General features: G+C 62.7%; 20 protein-coding genes. 11 read left to right on the top strand and 9 right to left on the bottom strand.

What is annotated here, in order from left to right; genetic code table 11:
• The first annotated feature begins 12 nt into the window (after positions 1 to 12).
• The 4 genes from FYJ44_RS00180 to aat all read left to right on the top strand — a co-directional run bounded on the left by FYJ44_RS00180 (position 13) and on the right by aat (position 4,235).
• Entirely contained in the window at positions 13 to 660 is a 648-nt protein-coding gene (locus FYJ44_RS00180; protein WP_154508157.1) for a class IV adenylate cyclase, read from the top strand.
• A 22-nt stretch (positions 661 to 682) separates the two neighbouring features.
• Positions 683 to 1,003, top strand: a complete 321-nt coding sequence (gene clpS / locus FYJ44_RS00175) for an ATP-dependent Clp protease adapter ClpS (RefSeq protein WP_154508156.1) — start codon at positions 683 to 685, stop codon at positions 1,001 to 1,003.
• Between the two features lie 129 nt (positions 1,004 to 1,132).
• Positions 1,133 to 3,469: an ATP-dependent Clp protease ATP-binding subunit ClpA gene (clpA, locus tag FYJ44_RS00170; protein ID WP_154508155.1), complete on the top strand. Its 2,337-nt coding sequence runs from the start codon at positions 1,133 to 1,135 to the stop codon at positions 3,467 to 3,469.
• Positions 3,470 to 3,476: 7 nt separating this feature from the next.
• Positions 3,477 to 4,235, top strand: coding sequence for a leucyl/phenylalanyl-tRNA--protein transferase (gene aat / locus FYJ44_RS00165; RefSeq protein ID WP_154508154.1), 759 nt, complete (start codon positions 3,477 to 3,479; stop codon positions 4,233 to 4,235).
• Here the strand turns inward: aat and FYJ44_RS00160 are convergent.
• Positions 4,196 to 4,690: a hypothetical protein gene (locus FYJ44_RS00160; RefSeq protein WP_154508153.1), complete on the bottom strand. Its 495-nt coding sequence runs from the start codon at positions 4,688 to 4,690 to the stop codon at positions 4,196 to 4,198. The two genes, aat and FYJ44_RS00160, sit on opposite strands and share 40 nt — an antisense overlap.
• A 65-nt stretch (positions 4,691 to 4,755) precedes the next feature.
• On the opposite strand from FYJ44_RS00160, the gene uvrB reads away from it, so the two are divergent.
• From uvrB to dapB, 3 genes are read left to right on the top strand one after another with little or no spacing between them, the layout of a single operon-like run.
• A complete protein-coding gene (gene uvrB / locus FYJ44_RS00155) occupies positions 4,756 to 6,789 on the top strand; it encodes an excinuclease ABC subunit UvrB (RefSeq protein WP_154508152.1) in 2,034 nt (677 codons plus the stop codon).
• Between the two features lie 13 nt (positions 6,790 to 6,802).
• A complete protein-coding gene (ligA, locus tag FYJ44_RS00150) occupies positions 6,803 to 8,956 on the top strand; it encodes an NAD-dependent DNA ligase LigA (RefSeq protein WP_154508151.1) in 2,154 nt (717 codons plus the stop codon).
• 7 nt (positions 8,957 to 8,963) lie between these two features.
• Complete coding sequence (dapB, locus tag FYJ44_RS00145; RefSeq protein WP_154508150.1) at positions 8,964 to 9,743, top strand: 4-hydroxy-tetrahydrodipicolinate reductase; 780 nt, start codon at positions 8,964 to 8,966, stop codon at positions 9,741 to 9,743.
• A 157-nt stretch (positions 9,744 to 9,900) separates the two neighbouring features.
• Here dapB and FYJ44_RS00140 read toward each other — a convergent pair whose 3' ends face one another.
• Positions 9,901 to 10,785, bottom strand: a complete 885-nt coding sequence (locus FYJ44_RS00140; protein ID WP_154508149.1) for a DMT family transporter — start codon at positions 10,783 to 10,785, stop codon at positions 9,901 to 9,903.
• Positions 10,786 to 10,994: 209 nt separating this feature from the next.
• Between FYJ44_RS00140 and FYJ44_RS00135 the strand changes: the two genes are divergently transcribed.
• Positions 10,995 to 11,417, top strand: a complete 423-nt coding sequence (locus FYJ44_RS00135; protein ID WP_154508148.1) for a hypothetical protein — start codon at positions 10,995 to 10,997, stop codon at positions 11,415 to 11,417.
• Between the two features lie 136 nt (positions 11,418 to 11,553).
• Positions 11,554 to 11,973: an aspartate 1-decarboxylase gene (locus tag FYJ44_RS00130; protein WP_154508147.1), complete on the top strand. Its 420-nt coding sequence runs from the start codon at positions 11,554 to 11,556 to the stop codon at positions 11,971 to 11,973.
• A gap of 2 nt (positions 11,974 to 11,975) precedes the next feature.
• Here the strand turns inward: FYJ44_RS00130 and FYJ44_RS00125 are convergent, their stop codons facing one another.
• Genes FYJ44_RS00125 through FYJ44_RS00115 form a run of 3 tightly spaced genes read right to left on the bottom strand, consistent with a single transcriptional unit; the run spans position 11,976 to position 13,922 of the window.
• Positions 11,976 to 13,019, bottom strand: coding sequence for a J domain-containing protein (locus FYJ44_RS00125; RefSeq protein ID WP_154508146.1), 1,044 nt, complete (start codon positions 13,017 to 13,019; stop codon positions 11,976 to 11,978).
• Between the two features lie 6 nt (positions 13,020 to 13,025).
• On the bottom strand, positions 13,026 to 13,478 hold the full coding sequence (locus tag FYJ44_RS00120) for a YkgJ family cysteine cluster protein (protein ID WP_154508145.1): 453 nt from the start codon (positions 13,476 to 13,478) through the stop codon (positions 13,026 to 13,028).
• A gap of 3 nt (positions 13,479 to 13,481) precedes the next feature.
• Positions 13,482 to 13,922 (bottom strand): CoA-binding protein, encoded by a 441-nt coding sequence (locus FYJ44_RS00115; RefSeq protein ID WP_154508144.1) that lies wholly within the window; start codon positions 13,920 to 13,922, stop codon positions 13,482 to 13,484.
• Positions 13,923 to 14,142: 220 nt separating this feature from the next.
• Here FYJ44_RS00115 and FYJ44_RS00105 point away from each other — a divergent pair, with 220 nt between their 5' ends.
• Entirely contained in the window at positions 14,143 to 15,846 is a 1,704-nt protein-coding gene (locus FYJ44_RS00105; protein ID WP_154508142.1) for an ArnT family glycosyltransferase, read from the top strand.
• Positions 15,847 to 15,850: 4 nt separating this feature from the next.
• On the opposite strand, the gene FYJ44_RS00100 is transcribed toward FYJ44_RS00105, so the two are convergent.
• Positions 15,851 to 17,869, bottom strand: coding sequence for a monovalent cation:proton antiporter family protein (locus FYJ44_RS00100; protein WP_154508141.1), 2,019 nt, complete (start codon positions 17,867 to 17,869; stop codon positions 15,851 to 15,853).
• 142 nt (positions 17,870 to 18,011) lie between these two features.
• Here FYJ44_RS00100 and FYJ44_RS00095 point away from each other — a divergent pair, with 142 nt between their 5' ends.
• The gene (locus FYJ44_RS00095; RefSeq protein WP_154508140.1) at positions 18,012 to 18,521 is read left to right on the top strand and encodes a nitroreductase family protein; all 510 of its coding nucleotides are present in this window, start codon (positions 18,012 to 18,014) and stop codon (positions 18,519 to 18,521) included.
• A 107-nt stretch (positions 18,522 to 18,628) separates the two neighbouring features.
• Here the strand turns inward: FYJ44_RS00095 and gdhA are convergent, their stop codons facing one another.
• The 3 genes from gdhA to FYJ44_RS00080 form a co-directional block, all read right to left on the bottom strand.
• Positions 18,629 to 19,981, bottom strand: coding sequence for an NADP-specific glutamate dehydrogenase (gene gdhA, locus FYJ44_RS00090; RefSeq protein WP_154508139.1), 1,353 nt, complete (start codon positions 19,979 to 19,981; stop codon positions 18,629 to 18,631).
• A 416-nt stretch (positions 19,982 to 20,397) separates the two neighbouring features.
• Positions 20,398 to 21,609 carry a M20 family metallopeptidase gene (locus FYJ44_RS00085; protein ID WP_154508138.1) on the bottom strand — a complete coding sequence of 404 codons (1,212 nt, stop codon included), beginning with the start codon at positions 21,607 to 21,609 and terminating at the stop codon, positions 20,398 to 20,400.
• A gap of 71 nt (positions 21,610 to 21,680) precedes the next feature.
• Complete coding sequence (locus FYJ44_RS00080) at positions 21,681 to 22,751, bottom strand: ABC transporter substrate-binding protein (RefSeq protein ID WP_154508137.1); 1,071 nt, start codon at positions 22,749 to 22,751, stop codon at positions 21,681 to 21,683.
• Positions 22,752 to 22,874 lie beyond the last annotated feature (123 nt).

The raw sequence follows: 22,874 nt of genomic DNA, 5'->3' as shown, positions 1-22,874 counted from the left end.
AGGAAGCGAAACATGCCCCTGGAAGTGGAACGCAAATATCTGAACGTGGATTTCGCAACGCTGCGCCGGGCGCTGCACGATCTGGGGGCGCGCAATCTGGGCGCGCATTTTGAAAGCAACTGGGTTTTTGATACGCCCGACGCGCAGTTGTTCGCCAGCGGGCGTCTGCTGCGCCTGCGCCTGCAGGAATGGCCGGACGTCACGCGCCATGTGCTGACCCTCAAGCTGCCCGCGCCGCAGAACGGACAGTTCAAGGTGCGCGAGGAACGCGAACTGGAAGTGGCCGACGGCGCGGTCATGCGCGCCGTGCTGAAGGGCTTGGGCTACGCTGTGGGCGCGCGTTACGAGAAGGTGCGCGAGCCGTGGTTTTTTGAGGATGTGGAAGTGGAACTGGACGCGCTGCCCTTCGCCGATGTGGTGGAACTGGAGGGCGAAGCCGGGCATATTGACCGGGTTGCCGCGCGTCTGGGGCTTGACAAGGCCGAAATAAGCACCAAAAGTTATCATCAGCTGCATCAGGAATGGCGCCGCCTGCACAACCTGCCCCCGGATCTTTCTTTTGTGTTCGACGCGGAGCAACGGCGCCGCTGCCGGCGGGAACTGGGCCTCGCGGATACGGAACCGCGGGGCGGCAAGTCCGGAACAGCAGCCAAGGCCTGAAGCGCTTGCGGGAGATTGTGCCATGCCGTTGTCTCATCAGGGCGAAACCGACGGAGAAAGCCGGACCATTGTGGCCGGGAAGCTCAAGGAGCCGGACCGCTACCGTGTTCTGCTGCATAACGACGATTACACCAGCATGGATTTTGTGGTGAACATCCTCTGTGGCGTGTTCCACAAGCCGCTGGAAGAAGCCACGGCCATTATGCTGGCCGTACACCAGCGCGGCGTGGGGCAGTGCGGCATTTATACCCGCGAAGTGGCCGAAGCCAAGGTCAGCCGCGTCCATCGGGAGGCGCGCGTTGCGGGTTTTCCCCTCAAATGCACCATGGAAAAAATTCATTGAGCGCGGTCAGCCGTGTAAAGGCTGTCGCCACGGCGCATCAAAGCGCCGCAGTTGAGGCGCGGCATGCGGCCGCGCCCTCGGAACAGCTCCCCGCAGCCGCTTCGGCCGTAGCGGGAGTTTGGAGAAAATATGCTGAGTAAAAGCGTGCAAAGCGTCCTGCGGGACGCCCTTATGGAAGTGCAGCGGCGCAGGCATGATCTGCTGACGGTGGAACATGTGCTCTACGCCCTGACCAACAGCATGAAAGGCCGGGTCATTCTGGAAGGCAGCGGGGCCAGCGTGGCCGTGCTGCGTGAGCAGTTGGAAGGCTTTTTCCGTACGGAACTGGAAGTGGTGGACCAGCCCGGCAAATATGAAGTCACCCAGACCGACGGCGTGCAACGCGTGCTGGAGCGCGCGCTCAACCACATCCGCTCGGCGGGCCGCGACGTTGTGGAACTGGGCGATCTGCTCATCGCCATCATGGACGAGGAGGAAAGCTACGCGCTCTTCTTCCTGCGCAGGCAGGGCGTGGAGCGTCTGGACGTGCTGACCTTCATCTCCCACGGCCTGGGCGAGGGCGGCGGCTCGCGCGGCGTGGAGGAAAGCGGAACCGGAGAGGCGGACGACGGCGCGTCAGGCGGAACCCGCGCGGCCAAGGGCGACCCTCTGGCCCAGTATACCGTGGATCTCACGGCCCGCGCCAGAGAAGGCAAGATCGATCCCCTTGTGGGCCGTGAGCAGGAACTGGACCGCGCCATTGAGGTGCTCTGTCGCCGCCGCAAGAACAATCCGCTCTTTGTGGGCGATCCGGGCGTGGGCAAAACCGCCCTTGCCGAGGGTCTGGCCTTGCGCATCGCCGAGGGCCGGGTGCCGGAAATGTTCGCCGACACCAAACTGTTCGCGCTGGACATGGGCCTGGTGCTGGCCGGCACCCGTTACCGCGGCGACTTCGAGGGGCGGCTCAAGGCCATTGTGCAGGCCCTCAAGGCCATGCCGGAGGCCATCCTGTTCATTGACGAAATCCATACGATAGTGGGGGCCGGTTCCACGTCCGGCGGTTCCATGGACGCCTCCAATCTGCTCAAACCGGCTCTGGCCAGCGGCGAAATCCGTTGCATCGGCTCCACCACCTATGAGGAGTTCCGCAATCATCTGGAAAAGGACCGCGCCCTGGCCCGACGCTTCCAGCGCATTGACCTGCGTGAGCCCGACGTTACGGACTGTCTGGCTATTCTTCAGGGGCTGGAAGGGCGCTACGCCGAGCACCACCGGGTGCGCTACAGCCCCGCTGTCCTTAAGGCGATGGTTGAACTTTCCGCGCGTCATGTGCGGGACCGCCTACTGCCGGACAAGGCCATTGACGTCATGGATGAAACCGGGGCCGCCGTGCGCCTGCGGCAGAGCGGCCCGTCCGAAACCGCCCCATCCGCGTCAGGCAGGGAGGCGCGACCGGCTGTGAGCATGGCCGATGTGGAGCGGGTGGTGGCTCGTATGGCGGGCATCCCCATCCGCACGGTGTCCGGGCGGGAGCGCGCGCGTCTGGCCAGTCTTGAGCGGGACTTGAAGCATCTGGTCTTCGGCCAGGAGGAAGCCATTGAGCTCACCGTGCGGGCTATTTTGCGCGCCCGCGCCGGACTCGGGCAGGAACAGCGCCCGGCAGGGGCCTTTCTGTTCTACGGTCCCACGGGCGTGGGCAAAACCGAGGTGGCCCGCAGCCTGGCCAAACTCATGGGCGTGGAGTTCCTGCGCTACGACATGAGCGAATACATGGAAAAGCATTCCGTGTCCCGCCTGATCGGTTCGCCTCCGGGGTACGTGGGCTTTGACCAGGGCGGCCTGCTCACCGAAGCGGTGCGCAAGGCCCCGTATTCCGTGGTTCTGCTGGACGAAGTGGAAAAAGCACACCCGGACATCTTTAATGTATTGCTTCAGGTTATGGACTACGCGACCCTCACGGACAACACGGGCCGCAAAACCGATTTCTCGAACGTCATCCTGATCATGACCTCCAATGCCGGGGCCTTCGATATGTCGCGCTCGGCCATCGGCTTTGGTCAGGCCGCGCCCGAAGACGCGGCCCGCAAGGGGCTGAAGGCTGTGGAAAACCTGTTTACGCCCGAGTTCCGCAACCGTCTGGACGCCATGGTGCCCTTCCGCAGTCTGTCGCAGGAAATGATGCTGCGCATCGTGGACAAGTTCCTGGCCGAGATCCGCGCCACCCTGGCCCAGCGCAATGTCACGCTGAGCGTGACGGACAAGGCCCGGCAGTGGCTGGCGCGCAAGGGCTTTGATCCGGCCATGGGCGCGCGCCCCCTGCGCCGCCTGCTGCGCAATGAGCTTGAGGACCGTCTGGCCCACGAGCTTCTGTTCGGTTCGCTGAAAAAGGGCGGCAGCGCCCGCCTGACGCTCAAGGATGATGCCCTGGCGCTGATGCCGACCGCCTCGCCCCGCGCCAAAGCCGCGCGGCAGAGCGTGGAGGCCTGAGTCCGGCATGCGCGGCGTGTTCGCGGAGCTGGCCGCGCAATTTCCGCCGCCGAAAACCGCCCGCGCGGACGGACTGCTCTGCGCGGGCGGCGATCTGCGGCCCGAACGCCTGTTGGCGGCCTACAGCCGGGGGATCTTTCCCTGGTATGAAAAGGGGCTGCCCATTCTCTGGTGGGCGCCGGACCCTCGTTGCGTGTTGCCCCTGGAGTCCTTCCGTCTGCCGTCCCGCAGCGCCCGCGCATTGCGCCGCCGCCCCTTTGAGCTTACTCTGGACGCGGCCTTCGGTCAGGTCATCCGGGCCTGCGCCGGACCACGCGCGGCCGGAAACGGCACCTGGCTCACGGCGGAGATGATCGCGGCCTATGAGCGTCTGCACGCCTTGGGCTACGCCCATTCCGTGGAGGCCTGGCGGGACGGCTCTCTGGCCGGAGGACTGTACGGCGTGGCCTTGGGCCGGGCCTTTTTCGGCGAATCCATGTTTCACCGCGCGTCCGAGGCATCCCGCGCGGCTCTGGCCGGGCTGGTGGCGCTGTTGCGGCTGCGCGGAGCGGATCTGCTGGATTGCCAGCAACAGACCCCGCACATCATGCGGATGGGCGGGGTCATGTTGCCGAGAGCGTCTTTTCTGGAACGGCTGGCGCGGGCGCTGGCCGCCGATGGGGCAGGAGAACCGGACGGGCGGCAGGCGGAAACCGTCCCCTGGGCTCCCTGGAAAACGGGCTACGCCTATTCCGCCATCAGCGGCTCGTGGACGGCCAGATCGTAAAAGCCTCGCGCCACAAAGGGCAGGGGATAATCGGGCACGGCGTCGAAGCGGATGAAACCCGTGCTTTTGCCTTCGGGGATGCCGCTCAACGGAGCCACGCCCAGCGGCACCGGCAGGTCCATGGGACAGACCATGATTTTTTCGATGTGCTCGGCATAGCGCTGTTCAAGATAGGCCACCAGGGCCTGGCTTTCCTCGGCGGTAAAGGCCTCCAGCACGCAACGCAGGGCGGCCTTCTCGGTGGCGCCTTGCAGAACCTGGGGCGGCACCGCCGGGTCGGGCGGACCCACCAGCTTTTTGCCCTCAAGAGCCGCCAGTTCCTCGTCAGTGGCTCCGTGGCGGAAGATGTGCACTTCCACATGGCGGCGTCCCTTGAAGGCGTTGAGCGTGGCGGCTATGATATAAATCCTGTCCAGAGGGGCATTGTCCGGCGCGGCGATACTCTGTTTTTCCATAATGGTTCCTGTTTGTTTGTATGGCGTGCTCCAACGTCATTCCTTTTACCCCAAAATCGATCCCTATGGAAGATAACGCAACCATTCCCTTCAGTTTGCAGACCGACTACACGCCCATGGGCGATCAGCCCGAGGCCATTGCCGCGCTGGCCGAGAATATCCTGTCCGGCGTTCCGGCCCAGGTGCTGCTGGGCGTGACCGGTTCGGGCAAGACCTTCACCATGGCCAACGTGATCGCCCGCTGCAACCGCCCGGCCCTGGTCCTCGCGCCCAACAAAACTCTGGCGGCCCAGCTCTACAATGAGTTTCGCGAACTTTTTCCGCGCAACGCCGTGGAATATTTCGTGAGTTATTACGACTACTACCAGCCCGAGGCCTATGTACCGGCTTCGGACACCTATATTGAAAAAGATTCCTCCATCAACGACAATATCGACAAGTTGCGCCACGCGGCCACCCATGCCCTGCTGACCCGGCGCGACGTGGTCATTGTGGCCTCGGTGTCCTGCATCTACGGTCTGGGTTCGCCGGAATACTACGCCAAGATGGTCATTCCCGTGGAAGTGGGGCAGCGCCTGCCCATGGACGACCTGATCGGCCGCCTGGTGGAAGTGCATTACGAGCGCAACGATTACGACTTCCACCGCGGCACCTTCCGCGTGCGCGGCGACGCCCTGGAAATCATTCCGGCCTATCACCATGAACGGGCGTTGCGTCTGGAATTTTTTGGCGACGATATCGACGCCATACGCGAAATCGACCCGCTCACCGGCGAGGTGCTGGCCGAGGTGGGGAAAACCGTGCTCTATCCGGCCAGCCACTTTGTTTCGGCCCAGGATAATCTGAAGCGCGCCGCCGGCGACATTCGCGACGAGCTGGCCGCGCGCCTCACGGCCTTCAAGGAACACGGCAAGCTGGTGGAAGCCCAGCGCCTGGAACAGCGCACCCAGCTGGATCTGGAGATGATTGAAGAGCTGGGCTATTGCAACGGCATCGAAAACTATACCCGCCACCTGGACGGCCGCAAGCCCGGCGAACCGCCGTCCTGTCTGCTCAATTACTTTCCGCGCGACTTTCTGCTGTTCATCGACGAATCGCACATCACCGTGCCCCAGGTGGGCGGCATGTACAAGGGCGACCGTTCGCGCAAGCAAACCCTGGTGGACTACGGCTTCCGCCTGCCCTCGGCCCTGGACAACCGGCCTTTGCAGTTTGACGAATTCACCTCTCTGCTCAATCAGGTGGTGTACGTTTCGGCCACGCCGGGTCGCTACGAGCTGGATCAGGCCCAGGGCATTGTGGCCGAACAGATCATCCGTCCCACCGGCCTGGTGGACCCGGAAGTGGAAATCCGCCCGGTCAAGGGCCAGATGGAGGATCTGCTCAGCGAGTGCCGGGCCAGGGTCACGCGCGGCGAGCGCGTGCTGGTGACCACCCTGACCAAGCGCATGGCCGAGGATCTCACCGAATACTGCTGCAATATGGGCGTCAAGGCGCGCTATCTGCATTCGGATATCGAAACCCTGGAGCGCCTGCAGATCATCCGGGCCTTGCGCACGGGCGAATTCGACGTCCTGGTGGGCATCAACCTGTTGCGTGAGGGCCTGGACATCCCGGAAGTCTCCCTGGTTTGCATTCTGGATGCGGACAAGGAGGGTTTTCTGCGCTCCACCGGTTCGTTGATCCAGACTTTCGGCCGCGCCGCGCGTAACGCCCGGGGCCGGGTGATCCTGTACGCCGACAAGGTGACGGCCTCCATGAAGGCGGCCATGGACGAGACGGCCCGCCGCCGCGCCAGGCAGACGGCCTACAACGAAGAGCACTGCATCACGCCCCGCAGCACCACAAAAAGTCTTGAATCTCCGCTGGATACTCTGTATGTGGATAACGATGCGGCCAAGGGCCGGGGACGCGGCAAAGACAAGGCCAAGGCCGCTGCCGACGCCGCGCCGCTCACCGCCGAGGATACGGCGGCCCTTGTGCTCAAGCTGGAAAAGGAAATGCGCCAGGCCGCGCGCGATCTGGAATTTGAAAAGGCCGCGGAACTGCGTGACCGCATCCGCGCTTTGCGCGCTCGGCTCATAGCTCTGCCCGAGTAAAGGTTCTCCCCCTATGTCCTCCCTGAATAAGACCTCCATTCCATCCGAACAACATTCCCTTCTCGCGCCGCAACCTTCGGCGGAGGAGCGGAAACGGGCCCGCTGGCTCAGCGCCGAACTGGAGCGCCATAATTATTTGTACCACACGCTGGACGCGCCGGAGATCAGCGACGAGCAGTACGACGCCCTGTTCCGGGAGCTGACAGACCTGGAAGAGCGCTGGCCCGGCCTGCGCAGCCCGCATTCGCCCACCTTGCGGGTGGGCGGCGGCCTGCTGGACGGTCTGGCCAAAAAAGCGCACAGACGCCGGATGTACGGCCTGGACAACGTTTTTTCCGACGAAGACTGGCGCGACTTTGTGGAGCGCATGCGGCGCGCCTGGGATGCGGAACTCAACGGCCCCCTGCCTCTGGAATTCTGGTGCGACCCCAAGCTGGACGGTCTGGCTCTGGAAATCATCTATGAGCACGGCGTGCTGCGCGAAGCCCTGACCCGTGGCGACGGCGAAACGGGCGAAGTGGTCACAGAGGCCGTGCGCACCATCCGCACCGTGCCCCTGCGCCTGCGCGGGGAGGGGCCTTTTCCCTCCCGCCTGGAAGTGCGCGGCGAAGTGGTCATGTTCAAAAAGGATTTCGCGGCCCTCAACGAGCAGCAGCAGGCGCTGGGCCGGAAAGTCTTCGCCAATCCGCGCAACGCCGCTGCGGGCACGCTGCGCCAGCTGGACATTTCCATTACCGAATCCCGTCCGTTGCGCTTTCTGGCCTACAGCCTGGGCGAGGCGGCTTGGGCTCCGGCGGAGCCCTGTCCGTCCCAGCACGAACTCATGGAGCGCCTGACGGCCTATGGTTTCCTGACCCCGCCCGACGGCAGACTCTGCGCCGGTCCGGACGAAGTGGAGGCCTATGCGGCCTGGGTGCGTGAACACCGCCAGGATTTCCCCATGGAAATCGACGGGGCCGTGGCCAAACAGGACAATCTGGAGGCGCAGGAGGCTCTGGGCTTCACGGCCCGCGCGCCGCGCTTCGCTGTGGCCTTCAAGTTTCCGGCCATGCAGGCCGAAACCCTGCTGACGGGCATCGACATTCAGGTGGGACGTACCGGCGTGCTCACGCCCGTGGCTGTGCTGGAGCCGGTGCCTGTGGGCGGGGTCATGGTGTCGCGGGCCACGCTGCACAATGAGGATGAAATCCGCGCCCGCGACGTGCGCGTGGGCGATACGGTCATGGTGCAGCGCGCCGGAGACGTGATCCCCGAGGTGGTGGGGCCGGTGCTGGCCAAGCGTCCGCCCGAGGCTGTGGAATTCGTCTTTCCGCACACCTGCCCGGCCTGTGGCGAAACCGTGCACCGCGAACCCGGCGAGGCGGCCTGGCGCTGCGACAACCTTTCCTGTCCGGCGGTGCGCCTGCGCGCCATCAGCCATTTTGTCTCCAAGGCCGGTCTGGACATCCAGGGCGTGGGCCAGAAATGGATCGCGCAACTGGTGAATTCGGGCCGGGTGCAATCTCCCGCGGATCTGTTTACACTGAAGGCGGAAGAACTGCTGGGCTTTGAGCGCATGGGCGAGGTGCTGGCCCAAAAGTTCGTGGATGCCCTGGACGAGGCCCGGCATACGGCCACGTTGCCGCGCCTGATCAGCGCCTTGGGCATCCGGCATGTGGGCGAACAGACCGCGCGCCTGCTGGCCGGGCAGTTCCGTGACCTGGACGAACTGGGCCGGGCCGATGGCGAAAGCTTGCAGGCCCTGCCGGACGTGGGGCCGGAGGTGGCGGCTTCCATCCGCAACTTTTTTGAAAGCCCGGCCAACCGGGCGCAACTGGCCCGTTTTCGCGAGTTGGGGCTTTGGCCCCAAAGTCCCCTTGTTCCGTTTGCTCCGTCCGGCGGGGCGGAGAACGGCGTGGAGGCGGCGCAGGACGGGCCGTTACGCGGCAAAAATGTCTTGTTTACCGGTTCGCTGTCCCTGCCGCGCGGCAGGGCGCAGCGTCTGGCCGAAGCCGCCGGAGCCGTTCTGGCGGGCAGCGTGAACAAGAAGCTGGATTATCTGGTGGTGGGGGACAAACCGGGCGGCAAGCTGGACAAGGCGCAAGCCCTGGGCGTCGCCGTGCTGGACGAGGCGGGCTTTCGCGCATTGCTCGCCGCTTCGGGAATAACCTTGGATGCAAGCGAGTGAGGCCGTAATGAGCACAGGCATTGTCGTCGTGGGCGCCAACGGGCGCATGGGCAGAACCATCAGCGGTCTTGTGGCCGCTGACCCGGAATACAGGCTGGTCGGTCTGGTGGACAGCAAAGAGCATCTGGACGCCCTGGCCGGAGCGGGCTGCCCGGTGACCGATGATCTGGAAGCCCTGCTGCCGCAGGTTCCGGGTGCGGTGATCGTCGATTTCACGGCCCCCGCGGTCAGCCTGCATTCGGCGCGCGTGGCGGCCCAAAGCGGACACGCCCTGGTTATCGGCACCACAGGCTTCACCGAGGAACAGAAGAATGAACTGCGCGCTCTGGCCGCCAAAACGCCCATCTTCTGGTCCTCCAATATGAGCATCGGCGTCAACGTGCTGCTGAAAATCCTGCCGGAACTGACCAAGGCTCTGGGCGACAGCTACGACATTGAAATGGTGGAACTGCACCACAACCGCAAAAAGGACTCTCCCAGCGGCACTGCCCTGACCTTGGGCGAATGCCTGGCCGAAGCGCGCGGCTGGAAGCTCCCGGATGTGCGCTGCTCGTCCCGCGACGGCATCATCGGTGAGCGGCCCAAGGCCCAGATCGGCATTCAGGCCGTCCGGGGCGGCGACGTGGTGGGGGTACATACCGTGTACTTCATGGGACCCGGCGAACGCATCGAAGTGAGCCATCAGGCCCATTCGCGCGAAAATTTCGCCCAGGGCGCCCTGCGCGCCGCCGCCTGGCTGGCGCAACAGAAGCCGGGCAGGCTCTACAGCATGCAGGACACATTTTAGGCAAACCGGTTCTTTTGGCTTCCATCCGCGTCAAAGCACGCTTTGCCCTCCGGTCGTGGACGAAAAGAGTCCACTCCAGTCGGCCAACGCGCGCTTTTCCTTGCTGGAAAGCCAAAGCTCCACGGTTTGCCGGGGAAAGCCTGGAAACGTCCCGGCCTTACGCCCGGTTCATGCGCAATACTGTGCCCACGATCAGCAGACCGCCCGCGATCATGCGCAAACCCGGCGCGTCGCCGAACAGCAGCCAGGCCGCCAGGATGGCGTAGACCGGCTCAAGGCTGATGATCATGGCCGCCCGCCGGGCCTTGAGCGCGGCCAGGCTACCCACGTAGAGACTGTAGGCCAGAGCCGTGCAGAGCAGACCAAGGCAGGCGATCCAGAGCCAGTCCGGGCCGGAAACAGTCGGAAATTGCGTGGCGGTGAAGGGCAGCAGACAGGCGATGATGACCATGTTCTGCCACCAGCAGGCCTGCGTGCCGGTCATGCTGACGGCGTTGCGCCGGTTGGCGATAGCCACCAGGGCGTATACAGCGGCGGAGATCACGCCCCAGAAAAGTCCGCGGGTGGCCGTGTCCGCCAGGGAAAAAGAGGGCGTAACCAGGAGCAGGCCGCAACTGATCAGAGCCAGCCCTGCGTATTCGCGGCAGCTGGGTTTTTCGCGGTAGGCCAGAGCCTCAAACAGGGTGGTGAAGGCCGGAAAGCAGGCGAAACCCAGTGTGCCCACGGCCACGCCGCCCAGTTGAACGCCCATGAAGAAGGTGACGAAATGGGCGGTGAGCAGCATGCCGCTCAGGCCCAGACCCGCCAGATCCTGTGCGCGCACTCCGTGCCAGGGCGCATGGCGCCGCACCAGACAGAGCAGGCCCAGCGCGCCCGCGGCGAAAAGAGCGCGGCCGCAGACCAGCATGGCCGGCGAGCAGGCACAGAGCTTGCCGAAAATGCCGGACAGGCCGAAAAGCATTGTGGCGGCGTGCATGCGCAGCAGGGCGGTTTTGAACGCATAAGAATCGTCCTCTCCTCTCCCTTCCGCTCGTGGCGTCATTCTTCCTCCTCAGAATCTTGCGCGTCGGTCCACCTTTGTCCGTGCCCGCCGCGCGGGCGGGATGCGCCTGGAATGTTTCTGGAATGATGTCTAGATCATGTCTTGAATTTTTCTGCAAGGTAGTGTAGCCCCTAAAGAAGCAGATGGCGCACAACACCGTAATGATACCCGGTTTCAGGCCGGGCCGCACGTAAGTATCGGGGGCATCCATGCCGCAGGTCGCAGCACGCATCAATGACGATCAGGAACGCTGGCTCAAAGATTATTTCCGCACCAAGAGCGCCGGCGCGGAATTTATTCTGCCGTGGGCCGTGGATACCTTTTTCCGGGCCATTACCAGCATCAAGCACATGTTCAGCGCGGCCGAACTGAAAACCATCGTGGAAGCCCACAAGGACATGAAGCTGATGCCCGATCACACCCGTCTGTCCTATCTGCTGCTGCGGGTGACGGACGCCTGCGACGTCAACAACGTCCATCTGCGCCACGGTGCCAGCAAATCCAGTCTGGAATCCAAACTCAAGGCTCTGGACGACACCCAGGCCACGGCCCTGATGGTATGGGCTTCGGCCTTCTGGGTCAGCCGCAACTGTTCCGCCGACAATATGGATGAATACATCCGGGCCTATTGAGCACAGCGCCCGCCGTTGTCCCTCCGGAAACTGACAGAAATATTTCCCCAATTTCCCAGGCCGCGTTACGCGGCCTTTTTCAGAGCGCGCTCTCGCGGCGTTTTCGCGCGGGACGTTCAAGCCAAAGGCGGAGAACATGCTTCAGATACTGCGGGCCAAACTGCACGGCATTCATGTGACCGGCTGCGTGTTGGATTATCACGGTTCCATCACCCTTGATCCGGAGCAGTGCGCTTTGGCGGGCATCTATCCTCTGGAATTCGTCAATATCTGGAACAAGAACAGCGGACAGCGCATTTCCACCTATGTGATCTACGGCGAGGCCGGTTCCCGCTGCTGCATTCTCAACGGCGCCGCGGCGCGCACCTGCCAGCCGGACGACGAGCTGATCATCACCGCTGTGGAGTATGTCAACGGGCCGCGGGAACTGTATTCCAGAAAGCCCGTGGTGCTGACTTTCGACGCGGGCAACGCGGTCAGGGAACGTCTGCGCTATGTGGTGGGGGGCGAGGAACGCGGGGAGTTCAATTTCAGCGTTGCGGAAGAGCCGCTGTAGGTCTACTCATTGTACAGGGTGAGATAAAGGTCACCCTGCCAGGGGCCTACGCGTTTGCCCAGACCGCGCAGGCGCACGGGCTTGCCCACCGCGAAATCCGGCGGCAGGGTGATTTCCACTGTACGCAATTCGCCGGAAAGGCCACGGCGGATTTGCAGACGCACGCGTCTGCCCGGGGCGAGCCGGGCGGCGGGCAGGGTCAGGCTTTGCTCTTCGTCGATCTGGCGGCGCAGCCAGTCCTTGACCACGCCCTTGACGCCCTTGTTGAAGTCCAGATTCCACTTGGGAGTGCCCCAGGCCAGATTCCCCTGATGGAGCTTGGTGGTTTTCTTTTCCTGATTCGCCGACTGGCGGGGCTGGGTCGCGTTTCCGGACGCCTCCCCCTGTTGCTGATCGGCCTGCTGGCGGCTCAGCTCACTGTAAATATCCTCAAAGACGCGCCGGGCAAAAGGATCATTGAGCAGATCCCGCAGCACATCCTGTTCGGCATAGGCATTTGTGGCGTTTCCGGCCTGTTGCTCCGTCGGTCCTGTCTGATCCTGGCCGGATGGAGCGTCGCCTTGCGGCCCGGCCTGCGCGCCGTTTGAAGGGCCGGAAGCCGCCTGCCCGGCTGTTTGCGAGGCTGTGTTCTGTTCCGCGTTTTGGGTCGAAGCGGTGCCCGCAGCCCGCGTCTTTTTGGCGCTCCCGGTTTTCTGCGCCGTTTGTTCCCGGTTTTCTTCCCGCCGCTGTCCGGTCGCATCGCCGGGGGCCGTCCGGTCTTCCGGATGGGGTGCATCAGTCGCCTGGGCGGTGGATGCCGCGCGGCGGCTCTCGTCTTTCCGCCGGGCGTCTTCGGCGGGCTTGAGCACTGCCGAAAGGGCCACGTAGGCCTCGCTGAGCAATTGGAACTGGCGGCTGGCGTCGGGATTGCCGGGGTTCAGATCCGGGTGCAGCTCAAAGGCGCGACGGCGGTAGGCCCGCTTGACGGTCTGAAGATCGGCGCCCTTGTCGACCTTGAGGATCTCGTAGCATTCCTTGACTGAGAGCTGGCGGGGGCGGCGTCGCATCGTAGGTTACTTGAGGATCAGCGCGTTGGCTTCACAGGAGGGGTCATGGGCCAGCAAGCCTTCTTCCCGCAGATAGGCGAGGCCCTGTCGGGCGAAGACGGCGTGAGTCACCCGTGGGTCGATGCCGGGGCAGAAATCTTTGGCCAGAGCCAGACTTGCGGGATCTTCGAGATTGCCCCTGAAAAAAGGCCAGGCCCGGCAGATGGCGGGCTTGCCTTCATGCACGCCGCAACCCTGTCCTTCCTTGAAGAAGATGCAGCGACCATCCGCGCCCGTGCGGATTTTGAGTTTGCCGCCCGAGTGTTCGCCATAGCGCGTGACGACCTCTTCCGGCGCAAGCTGCAGAAAGGCGGAAAGACGCGTGAGGTCGGCGGGACTGACCACAATGCCGCCGCGACCTTCACAGCAGTGGCCGCACATGCGGCATTGAAACACAGTTTCCGTGCTCTCGGAAGCCATGGGTCAACCAACCTTATGCTTGTTGTCCGCCGCATTTCCCAACAGGCGGGCATGCTCTACCATCAGGCAGGCGTCTTCCACCACGGCCACGCCCGTCGCCTCAAGCAGTTTCCGCGCCTCGGGCGAGGCAATGCCCGACTGCATCCAGAAGACTTTGGGCCGCCAGGGCAGGGCCAGCACTTCGCGCGCGTGCTCCGGGCAATACTGCGGCGCGCGGAAGACGTCAACAATGTCCACCGGGCCGGGCAGAGAGGCCAGATCAGGAAAAACCGTCAGCCCCCAGGCCGTGCGGCGCGCGGGATGCACAGGCCACACGGTGTAGCCCCGGCCCAGCAGATAGCGGCCTACGCGGTCCACCGGTCGACCGGGCGTATCGTTGGCGCCCAAGATGGCGATATTTTTGGCGTTGGCCAAGAGGGTACGCAAATATATGTCGTCAGGCATGGCAAAACCCGCCAAACTCATGGCGTTGTGTGAGCTCTCCGGCAGCGTCGGCGGCCCGGTTTCCAGAATTGTGGTTTACGACCTTAGCTGGCTCTTGCAAAATGCGCAAGCGGACATGCCGATGTTTTCGGTTGTGCCATGCTCCATCCGCCTTGCCAGCGGGCCGGGCCTGTGATACGCCGCGCGACAGCGAACTCCGCTGTAAAAGGAACAAGACGCAATGGCGCAGATGACTGACAAACAACAACGCGGCTGGGCTTGGGCCGCTGCCGTACTGACGCCCCTGGCCTATCTGCTGTTCTACACGCCCTACGGCATGGACACCACGGATTTCGGCTATTTTTACGGTTATGCCTGGCGCATTCTGGAAGGGCAGGTGCCGTATCGGGATTTTTACTACATCAAGCCTGCGCTGCCCTTGTACTGGCATGCGTTCTGGATGTGGCTCACGCCGGAGAGCGTCAATGTGCTGGCCGGAAAGGCCGGTTTTGTGGCCGGCATGCTGGCGGCCTCCTGGTTCGCGGCGCTTTTTCTGAACAGGCTCTTCCGCCTGGAGGCGCTGGGTCTGCCGCTGCCTCTGCTGGCTACCTGCGGGTTTGTCTGGGGCGTGCACAGTTTCCCGCACATGCCCTGGCATACGGTGGACGGCATTCTTTTCGCAGGCGGGGCCTTGTGGGCCGCCGTGAGCGGCTGGCCCGCTGTCGCCGGGTTGCTGGCGGCTTGCGCCATGCTCTGCAAACAGTCCTTTTTGCTGGTTCCTCCGGCCGTGGCCCTGCTGATCTGGCTGACCCGGCCCTGGCGGCGCGAAGTCGTATACTGTCTGGCCGCCTGGCTGGGGCTTATGGTCCTGGTCTATGGTCTGCTGTATAATGCGGGGGCGCTGTCCGCCTTTTCGCGGATGACCACCGGACAGCTGGATATCCGCGAAGCCCTGGACGCGGGCATTTTCATCTATCTGCGCCAGAGCTGGTGGCTGCCCGGTCTGGCAGTTCTGCCCTGGCTGGCGGCAAAACTGCTACAGAAACCTTTGCCCGCCGCCTTGCGGCCCGCCTATATCTATCTGGCGCTGCTGGCGGTCTGGTATATCCGGGAAGTGCTGCGCAGCCAGACCTGGATCGGCTACGGCCTGTCCTGGCCCACGCTGTTCATGCTGCTGGGTGGCCTGTGCGTGCTTTTTCCGCAGGTTTTCCTGACGCCCTGGCTGCGCGACGCCGTGACGCCGCATCCCCGCTGGCGGGCCTCCGTGGGGCTGGGCGCGGGTCTGCTGGCGGCCTGGTCCGTGGCGATCAGCGGCGGCTATAAAATTCCGGCTTTTTTCGCCGTGCCCCTGATCTTTTCTTTTCTGCTGGTGCATGTCCGTCTGGGCGGCAACGCGCGCGTTCTGGCCTGGACAACTCTGCTGGCCGGCCTGCTGATGTTCGGCGTAGGCTATCAGTATCCCTATGTTTTTCCGGTGCGGCCCATGCCCCGCGCCGCGCTGAACATGGATGCCGGTGATATTTATCCCAAGGCCGGGGGCGTACTGGTGGATGCGGAAATGTACGCCAGACTGGCCGAACTCAAAACCCTGCGGACCAAGTACGGGCCGGACTACAAAACCATGCCCGGTTTTTCCTTCAGCTATTACCTCAATAACGACAGGCCGGTTTACGGATCGGACTGGCTCATTGACTGGGAGATCAACGCCGAAGTGGACGCCCTGTACCAGGAACTGCTGGATAAAAAACTCACGGTGTTCATGGAACGGGACCAACTGGACACACGCAAGGCTGACGCCTATGACCGCGCGGGTTATTCCGTGCCGCAACGGGTGCGCCGCGAGTGGCGGATGGTAGAAGAAACGCCGCACTTTGTGGTCTTTCAGCCGCCGCTTGCGCCGGGGCGGGATTCCGGAACGGAGGCGCTTGCGCCGCCGAAACCGTAGTGCTTTATATGGAGGCCTCAGCACTTTTGGACGGCGCGGCGTTTTCCTTCAGCGAACCGGAGAAGAGCGGCTTGACGGCGTATAGTTTGTCGGTTCTGCCGAAAAGATAAATAATATCGTCGGCCTCAAGGCAGCTCTGCGGTTCCGGCGAGGCATGGATTTCGCCCTGACGGTGAATGGCCACCACAGTCACGCCATACTTGGGCCGCAGGCCGCTCCGGGACAGGGGCAGCCCGCACAGCGGCGAATCCGCCCCCAGACGCATGGCCTGTACGCCCATGTCCGGCAGGCGGCTGACCACTTCATCCAGGGGATCCACCGCGTTACTCATGCGGCGGATCATCCGGTAGTTCATCTGGCGGATACGCGCGGCAAAGGCGTCGATATCCTGCCGGGGCACCAGATACTGGGTGAGTACGCGGCTGAAGACCTCGATGGAGGTTTCAAATTCCTCGGCGATCACGTCGTTGGCCCCCAGACGGCGCAACGGGGCCACCTCGGTCACAAAACGGGTCCGGGCCACGATATACAGATTGGGATTGAGCCTGCGCGCCTCAATAGTAATAGCCCGCACCGCGGCCGGATCGGAAATGATAATCGCGAGCACCCGCGCCTTTTCCACGCCCAGATGCTCCAGCACCACAGGCTGGGTGGCGTCGCCGTGGGAAATGGGCTCCTTGCCGTGATAGCGGTGCACTGTCTCGGGATTCATTTCCAGAATAGTGTAGGGAATGCCCGACTCGTGCGCCACATGGGCCAGATGCTTGCCGCTGATGCCGAAGCCCACGATGATCAGATGATCTTCCAGCGGGCAGCTTTCGCTGTTAGACTCTTTTGCATCCTCCAACTGTTTCTCATTACGCCATCCCGCGACCCGGTTGGCCAGACGCGGGGCTATGGCGATCAGGCCGGGCGTGAGCATCATGGTCAATACGCTTACGGCCAGGAAATTCTGATAGGCGGTCATGTCGAACAGGCCGGCTTCAAGGCCGGATGCGGCCAGCACAAAGGCGAATTCGCCCACCTGCGCCAGGGAAAGGGAGGTAATGATGGCCGCGCGCAACGGATAGCCCTGAATCAGCACGGCGGGCAGGGTCAGCAGGCTTTTGATGGCAATGAACAACAGGGTGCTCAGAATGATGCTGAAGAAATGCTGGCCGAAAAAATCCACATTGAGCATCATGCCCACGGAAATGAAAAAAAGACTCATGAACACGTCGCGGTAGGGCAAAATGCCGGAGATGACGCTCATGCTGTATTGCGAACGGGCCAGCAGCAGGCCGGCCAGAAAGGCTCCCAAGGAAAGGGAGAGGCCCAGGGCGCTGGTCAGCAGGGCCATGCCCATGCACAGGCCCAGGGTGGTGAGGAGCAGAATTTCACGGGTGCGGGTGCGCATGACCGCTTCCATCAGCCGGTCCAGCCCGAAACGGGCGAAAAGCAGCACGCCGCCCAAGGCCAGCGCCACCCAGAGGACGGAAAAGAGCGCGTTTTCCAGTGAGAGATTCAGTGTGCCGGCCAGCAGGGGCACGCAGAGCAGCATGGGGGCCACCATGATGTCCTGAAAGACCAGAATAGCCAGAGAAAGGCGGCCGGTGGGCGTATTGCTGCTTCCACGCTCCTGCAGGATGCGCAGCACGATGGCCGAGGAGGAAAGGGCCACCAGGCAGCCCCAGAAAATTCCTTTCTGATAGGAAATGCCCTCCAGGACGGCCAGACCCGTGACGGCCAGAACTGTCAAGCCGATCTGCAGACTGCCGCCCAGAAAGACGGGCCGTTTGAGGCGACTCAGGGCGTCGCCCGAAAGTTCCATGCCGATGGTGAACAGCAGCATGGCCACGCCGATGTCCGCCACCTGGTCAATGGCCTCGCGGTTACTGACAATACCCAGAAGGGACGGGCCGCAGAGCACGCCGGTAAGTAGAAAGCCCACCGTAGCGGGTAGTTTGAGGCGGTTGCAGACAATGGTGACGACAATGGAGAGCAGAAAAATAATAACGATTTCGTAGAGAAAGGGAACTTCCATGCGGCCTCCAAGCTATTCAAAATAGCATTGGCCGCCCGCCCGCGCAAGATGGCGCGGCTGCCCGTCCGGCCCGACCTTTTACTTTCCGGGGCATTGGGCATATTTTGAAAAAAAGAGCTTTTTTAGATGAGGAGAAACAGTCATGGATATTTTTGAAGCCCTGTTCACCCGGCGCAGCATCCGCAAATATACGCAGGAAGACGTCAGCGACGAGGATCTGAACATCATGCTCAAGGCCGCCATGCTGGCCCCCAGCGCCAGCAACCGGCAGCCCTGGCACTTTGTGGCGGTGCGCGATTCCAAGGTGCGTGCGGCTCTGGCCGAGCGGCACCCCTATGCCAAAATGGCCGCAGACGCGCCGCTGGTGATTGTGGTCTGCGCGGATCTCAATGAGGAAAAAACGCCCGGCTTCTGGGTGCAGGATTGCGCCGCCGCCACGCAGAACCTCATGCTGGCCGCGCGCGCCCGCAATATCGGTTCGGTCTGGTGCGGCCTGCATCCGGTGGAGGAACGCGTGCAGCCGGTGCGCGAGATTCTGCATCTGCCCGGTAATGTCATGCCCCTGAGTCTGGTGGTGCTGGGTCATCCCGCTCAGCCCTTTGCTGAAGCGGACCGCTTCCGCGCGGACAGAATTCACAATGATTGCTGGTGAGGCGGTCGAATTAGTGCGAAAGGAAAAAGCCGTCCGGCAGATGCCGGACGGCTTTTGGCGTTTTTGGATGCACGGGCGGATTAACGCACGTCCGTTTTGAAACCGTTCTAGCAGATGCCCTGAGCCAGCATGGCGTCGGCCACCTTGCGGAAACCGGCGATATTGGCGCCCATCACAAGATTGCCGGGCTGACCGAATTCAACGGCTGTGGCGGCGGCGTTCTTGTAGATGTTGGTCATAATCTGCTTCAGCTTGTTATCCACAGTTTCAAAGCTCCAGCTCTGCATGCTGGCGTTCTGGGCCATTTCCAACTGGCTGGTGGCCACGCCGCCGGCATTGGCGGCCTTGGCCGGACCGTAGGCGATGCCCGCCTTGAGGAAGGCGTGCACGGCGTCCAGTGTGGAGGGCATGTTGGCCCCTTCGGCCACGCATTGGCAGCCGTTGCCCAGCAGGGTTTCGGCGTCGGCCAGATTGAGCTCGTTCTGGGTGGCGCAGGGGAAAGCGGCGAAGCAGGGCACGGACCACACGGCGTTACGACCCTGAGGATAGTCGCTCACCGGGGTATACTTAGCTGAGGAAACAAGCTCGGCGTAGCGGGTCAGGGAGGCGCGCTCCACTTCCTTGACCTGCTTCAGCATATCCAGCCTGATGCCGTCAGGATCGTGGATCATGCCGCGCGAATCGGACACGGTGACCGGCTTGGCCCCTATCTGTAACAGTTTTTCGCAGCAATAGGTGGCCACGTTGCCCGCGCCGGAAACCACGCAGATTTTGCCCGCCAGGTCTTCCTTGTGGTCTTCCAGCATGCTCTGGGCGAAGTAGACCGCGCCGTAGCCGGTGGCTTCGGTGCGGGCCAGGGAGCCGCCGAAAAGCAGATTCTTGCCGGTGAGCACGCCCTCATAGCTCTTGGTCAGGCGTTTGTACTGCCCGAAGAGGAAGCCCACTTCGCGGCCGCCCACACCGATATCCCCGGCGGGCACATCGATGGTGGCGCCGATGTAGCGGTACAGTTCCGTCATAAAGGCCTGGCAGAAGCGCATGACTTCCATTTCGGACTTGCCCTTGGGATCAAAGTCCGAGCCGCCTTTGCCGCCGCCGATGGCCAGTCCGGTGAGGGAATTCTTGAAGACCTGCTCAAAGCCCAGAAACTTGAGAATGCCCAGATTTACGCTGGGGTGCAGGCGCAGGCCCCCCTTGTAGGGGCCGATAGCGGAGTTGTACTGCACGCGATACCCCCGGTTGACCTGCACTTCGCCTTTGTCGTCAACCCATTCCACGCGGAAAGCAATGCTGCGTTCGGGCTCCACCATGCGCTCGAGAATCTTGTACTGCTCATATTTTTTGTTCTTGTCCAGTACCGGCTGCAGGCTCTGCAACACTTCTTGAACAGCCTGTAAGAATACAGGTTCATAGGCGTATTTTTCTTTCAGACTGTCCATCACTCGCTGCACATACGACATTTTGCTCTCCTTGTGGCTGAACCGGTTCGCACCGGAGGGGGAATAAATAAGGCTTTGGAGGATCACTTTTATCCAAGTTCCGGGTGGCTGGCAAGGTTTTTCAGGTGTGCGTCCAGGGCGGACGTCGTTTAATTTTTTTGATCCCGGTAAATGGAACCGGCGCAGTCTGTATGTGAGCGAGGAGTCAGGAGGGCGGAATTTTTGTAAAATTGATGATTGCTTCGTGCGGCTGTGCCATAGCGCGATTTTGCCGCTCAGATACTTGAGTACGTGAGCGGCAAAATCGCGCTATGGCACAGCCGCACGAAAAAGGCGGATTAGTGCAATATAAGATAACTGTTACAGGTAGTCTGTAGCAGTGGAGCTTTTATCCTCTCTGTTTGCATTGAAGAGAGTGGGGCCGCTCTGAATAGACGCTACCGGCCGAAGGCCTTTGCCGCCTGAAGCGCGCTCAGGGCCATGAGTTTGCAGCGCGGCACGAGCGTGGAGGGCAGCATATATTCCTGTGCGCTGTGGATGTTCTCCCCCTCGGGGCCCATGCAGCAGATAGTGGGGACGCCCAGCGCGCTGGAGCAGAAGCCGGATTCGGCGGCGCTCTCGTAGTGCTGGCCGGAAAGGCGCAGGCCCAGTGTTTCTCCGGCCTCTTGAACCAGTTTGAAAAGGGCGTCGCCCTGCGGACTGCGTTCCAGAGGATAGAGGCGCAGTCCGCCGCTGACGCGCGCAATGGTGCCGGGCACTACCGGCTTTGCCGCGAGAGCGCGGATGCCCGCCACAACGCGCTGGCCATCCTCCAGGGTGCGGTAGGTCAGATGGATGCGGGCCTCGGCTGAGGGCGCCACGGAATTGGCCGAAATGCCGCCGCTGATCAGGCCGGTGTTCACGGTCAGCCCGCGCGGCAGATCCAAGAAGGCGTTGATGCCCAGAATTTTGTGCGCCAGTTCAATCACGGCCGAAGCGCCATCCTCATAATTGCGCCCCGCGTGCGCGGCCTTACCCTGAATTTTCAAGTGCATATGTCCCGATCCTTTACGGGAAAGGGTCACCTTGCCGCCTTCGCCGCCCGGTTCGGCGCAGATTACGGCCAGAGCGCCGGGAAGCTTCGCGGCCAGAGCCTGGGATGCCGTGGGCGACCCCAGTTCTTCGTCGGGCGAGAACATCAGGGTCAACGGGCAGGGGAGCAGACCGCTGCGCTTCAGGGCTCGCGCGGCGAAAAGCATGGCCACAAGCCCGGCCTTCATGTCCGCCACGCCCGGCCCAGTGGCGCGGTCCGCAGCCCTGTCTAGGCGGAAGGGCCGCGCCGCCGCGGTGCCCACGGGAAAAACCGTGTCCATATGCCCGATGAAGGCAATGCCGGGACCGGCCTCGGGCGCGTGCGTCCCGGCCATGAAAACGTCGCCCAAATCTTTTTGCCAGGCTTCGTCGTCGGGAATGGGCGGCTTGGGCAGGCGGCTGACCAGAAAACCGGCTTCGCCTAACCAGGCGGCCAGACGCTCACCCACCTGGTTGACCCCTTGCGCATGGGCCGTGGGGGAGTCCATGCTCACCAAATCCTCCAGCAGGGTGAGCATGGGAGCCTCCTGGTTCTGAAGCTCCGTGTCCAGAATGCTCTTCCACTGTTCCAGATCCATGACTGCTCCTTTTTTTAGCGCCCGGCGGCGGGGAAAAGCCCGTACAAGGCCGCCGGGCTTCCGCATCGCATTCAGGGCTTGGGACTGATGGCCTTGAGATAGACGTCCGTCACGGCGTTCATGCGTTCCAGACGCGGAAGGTCGGCCGGGCGCAGGGCGCCGATGCTTTCGTAAAAGGCGGCGATGTCGCCCAGCCATGTCTGAAGCTTGCTTTTACCCTGCCGGGCGTCAAAAAGGGCAAGCTGTTCGCTGAGCGTGAACACGGGGTGGGCCTTGATATCCCGCACGGCCTGATCCGGGGTCAGCTCCAGGCCAGTCCATTCTTTGAAAAAACGGATATAGTCCGTTGCCAGTTGCTCCGGCGGCGTGGCGTGCAGCATGCCCACGGCACGGAAATACATTTTGAGAAAGGCTTCGATCCGTTGCGGATATTTGGCGGCATACGCCCGGTCGGCCACGATCAGCACGGGCTGGGAGACACCGCAGTTGTTGGAAAGCGCCGCGGCCTTGAAGCCTTTCTGTTCTGCCTCATAGGTCAGGGGCGCCCAGAGCGCCACAGCCTCGCCCAGGCCGCCGGAAAACGCGCCCAGAGCCGGTGTGGGGTCCATGTATCTGACGCGCACGTCCTTTTCACTCAGTCCCAGGGCCTTGAGCCAGGCCCGCATCAGATAATGCGCGGACGTCGCCTTGGGGCAGAGTATCAGCTTCTTCGCCACCGTGGCGCGGTCGCCGTAGATTTCCGGGAAGGCGGGATTGGCCCCCTTGACCGTGAGAATGGGGCTGTCGGCCCGCACATAGAGGGCATTGGACAGGGATTCGTCATTGGCCACGGCGATGATGTCCAGGCGCTCGTTGAGAGCGGCGGTCAGGGCAGGCACGGCTCCGCAGCCCGCCACGGCCCAATCGTAGGCCAGAACGCCTTCGACGATGGCCTTGCCGGAGTCGAAGCGGAGCATAGAAATATCCAGTCCGACCTCTTTATCCCAGCCGTGTTGCTTGGCGTACCAGACGGCAAAGGCTTCGTTTTCGCCCAGCCATGCCGTTTTCATGGGCACTGGCGCGTCCGCCGCCCAAGCGGGGGTATGACCCAGAATCAGGGACAACAATCCAAGGCAGAGACCGGCAAGCAAAGTTTTTTTCATCAGCTTTCTCCCTGTGGCGCGTCGGCGACGGTTCCGGCGCTTCCATAAAACAACATGTTGGCTTTGAGATAAGCGTGCGCTTCACGAAAATCCTTCGGAAGCGGCCGCCATTAGAATGCCGGC

Origin of the sequence: Desulfovibrio porci (genome assembly GCF_009696265.1) — a bacterium.
GTDB lineage: Bacteria > Desulfobacterota > Desulfovibrionia > Desulfovibrionales > Desulfovibrionaceae > Desulfovibrio > Desulfovibrio porci.
This window is presented reverse-complemented; position numbering and strand designations above follow the sequence as displayed.

Bases quoted from the DNA above. Each gene is read 5' to 3' on its own strand.
- FYJ44_RS00125 (WP_154508146.1), bottom strand. From the start codon at position 13,019: ATGCGACGCCGCCCCCGCCAGCTCTCAGTCAAGGAATGCTACGAGATC.
- uvrB (WP_154508152.1), top strand. From the start codon at position 4,756: ATGGAAGATAACGCAACCATTCCCTTCAGTTTGCAGACCGACTACACG.
- FYJ44_RS00140 (WP_154508149.1), bottom strand. From the start codon at position 10,785: ATGACGCCACGAGCGGAAGGGAGAGGAGAGGACGATTCTTATGCGTTC.
- clpS (WP_154508156.1), top strand. From the start codon at position 683: ATGCCGTTGTCTCATCAGGGCGAAACCGACGGAGAAAGCCGGACCATT.
- FYJ44_RS00135 (WP_154508148.1), top strand. From the start codon at position 10,995: ATGCCGCAGGTCGCAGCACGCATCAATGACGATCAGGAACGCTGGCTC.
- gdhA (WP_154508139.1), bottom strand. From the start codon at position 19,981: ATGTCGTATGTGCAGCGAGTGATGGACAGTCTGAAAGAAAAATACGCC.
- FYJ44_RS00095 (WP_154508140.1), top strand. From the start codon at position 18,012: ATGGATATTTTTGAAGCCCTGTTCACCCGGCGCAGCATCCGCAAATAT.
- clpA (WP_154508155.1), top strand. From the start codon at position 1,133: ATGCTGAGTAAAAGCGTGCAAAGCGTCCTGCGGGACGCCCTTATGGAA.
- FYJ44_RS00085 (WP_154508138.1), bottom strand. From the start codon at position 21,609: ATGGATCTGGAACAGTGGAAGAGCATTCTGGACACGGAGCTTCAGAAC.
- FYJ44_RS00120 (WP_154508145.1), bottom strand. From the start codon at position 13,478: ATGGCTTCCGAGAGCACGGAAACTGTGTTTCAATGCCGCATGTGCGGC.
- dapB (WP_154508150.1), top strand. From the start codon at position 8,964: ATGAGCACAGGCATTGTCGTCGTGGGCGCCAACGGGCGCATGGGCAGA.
- aat (WP_154508154.1), top strand. From the start codon at position 3,477: ATGCGCGGCGTGTTCGCGGAGCTGGCCGCGCAATTTCCGCCGCCGAAA.
- ligA (WP_154508151.1), top strand. From the start codon at position 6,803: ATGTCCTCCCTGAATAAGACCTCCATTCCATCCGAACAACATTCCCTT.
- FYJ44_RS00080 (WP_154508137.1), bottom strand. From the start codon at position 22,751: ATGAAAAAAACTTTGCTTGCCGGTCTCTGCCTTGGATTGTTGTCCCTG.
- FYJ44_RS00160 (WP_154508153.1), bottom strand. From the start codon at position 4,690: ATGGAAAAACAGAGTATCGCCGCGCCGGACAATGCCCCTCTGGACAGG.
- FYJ44_RS00100 (WP_154508141.1), bottom strand. From the start codon at position 17,869: ATGGAAGTTCCCTTTCTCTACGAAATCGTTATTATTTTTCTGCTCTCC.
- FYJ44_RS00115 (WP_154508144.1), bottom strand. From the start codon at position 13,922: ATGCCTGACGACATATATTTGCGTACCCTCTTGGCCAACGCCAAAAAT.
- FYJ44_RS00180 (WP_154508157.1), top strand. From the start codon at position 13: ATGCCCCTGGAAGTGGAACGCAAATATCTGAACGTGGATTTCGCAACG.
- FYJ44_RS00130 (WP_154508147.1), top strand. From the start codon at position 11,554: ATGCTTCAGATACTGCGGGCCAAACTGCACGGCATTCATGTGACCGGC.
- FYJ44_RS00105 (WP_154508142.1), top strand. From the start codon at position 14,143: ATGGCGCAGATGACTGACAAACAACAACGCGGCTGGGCTTGGGCCGCT.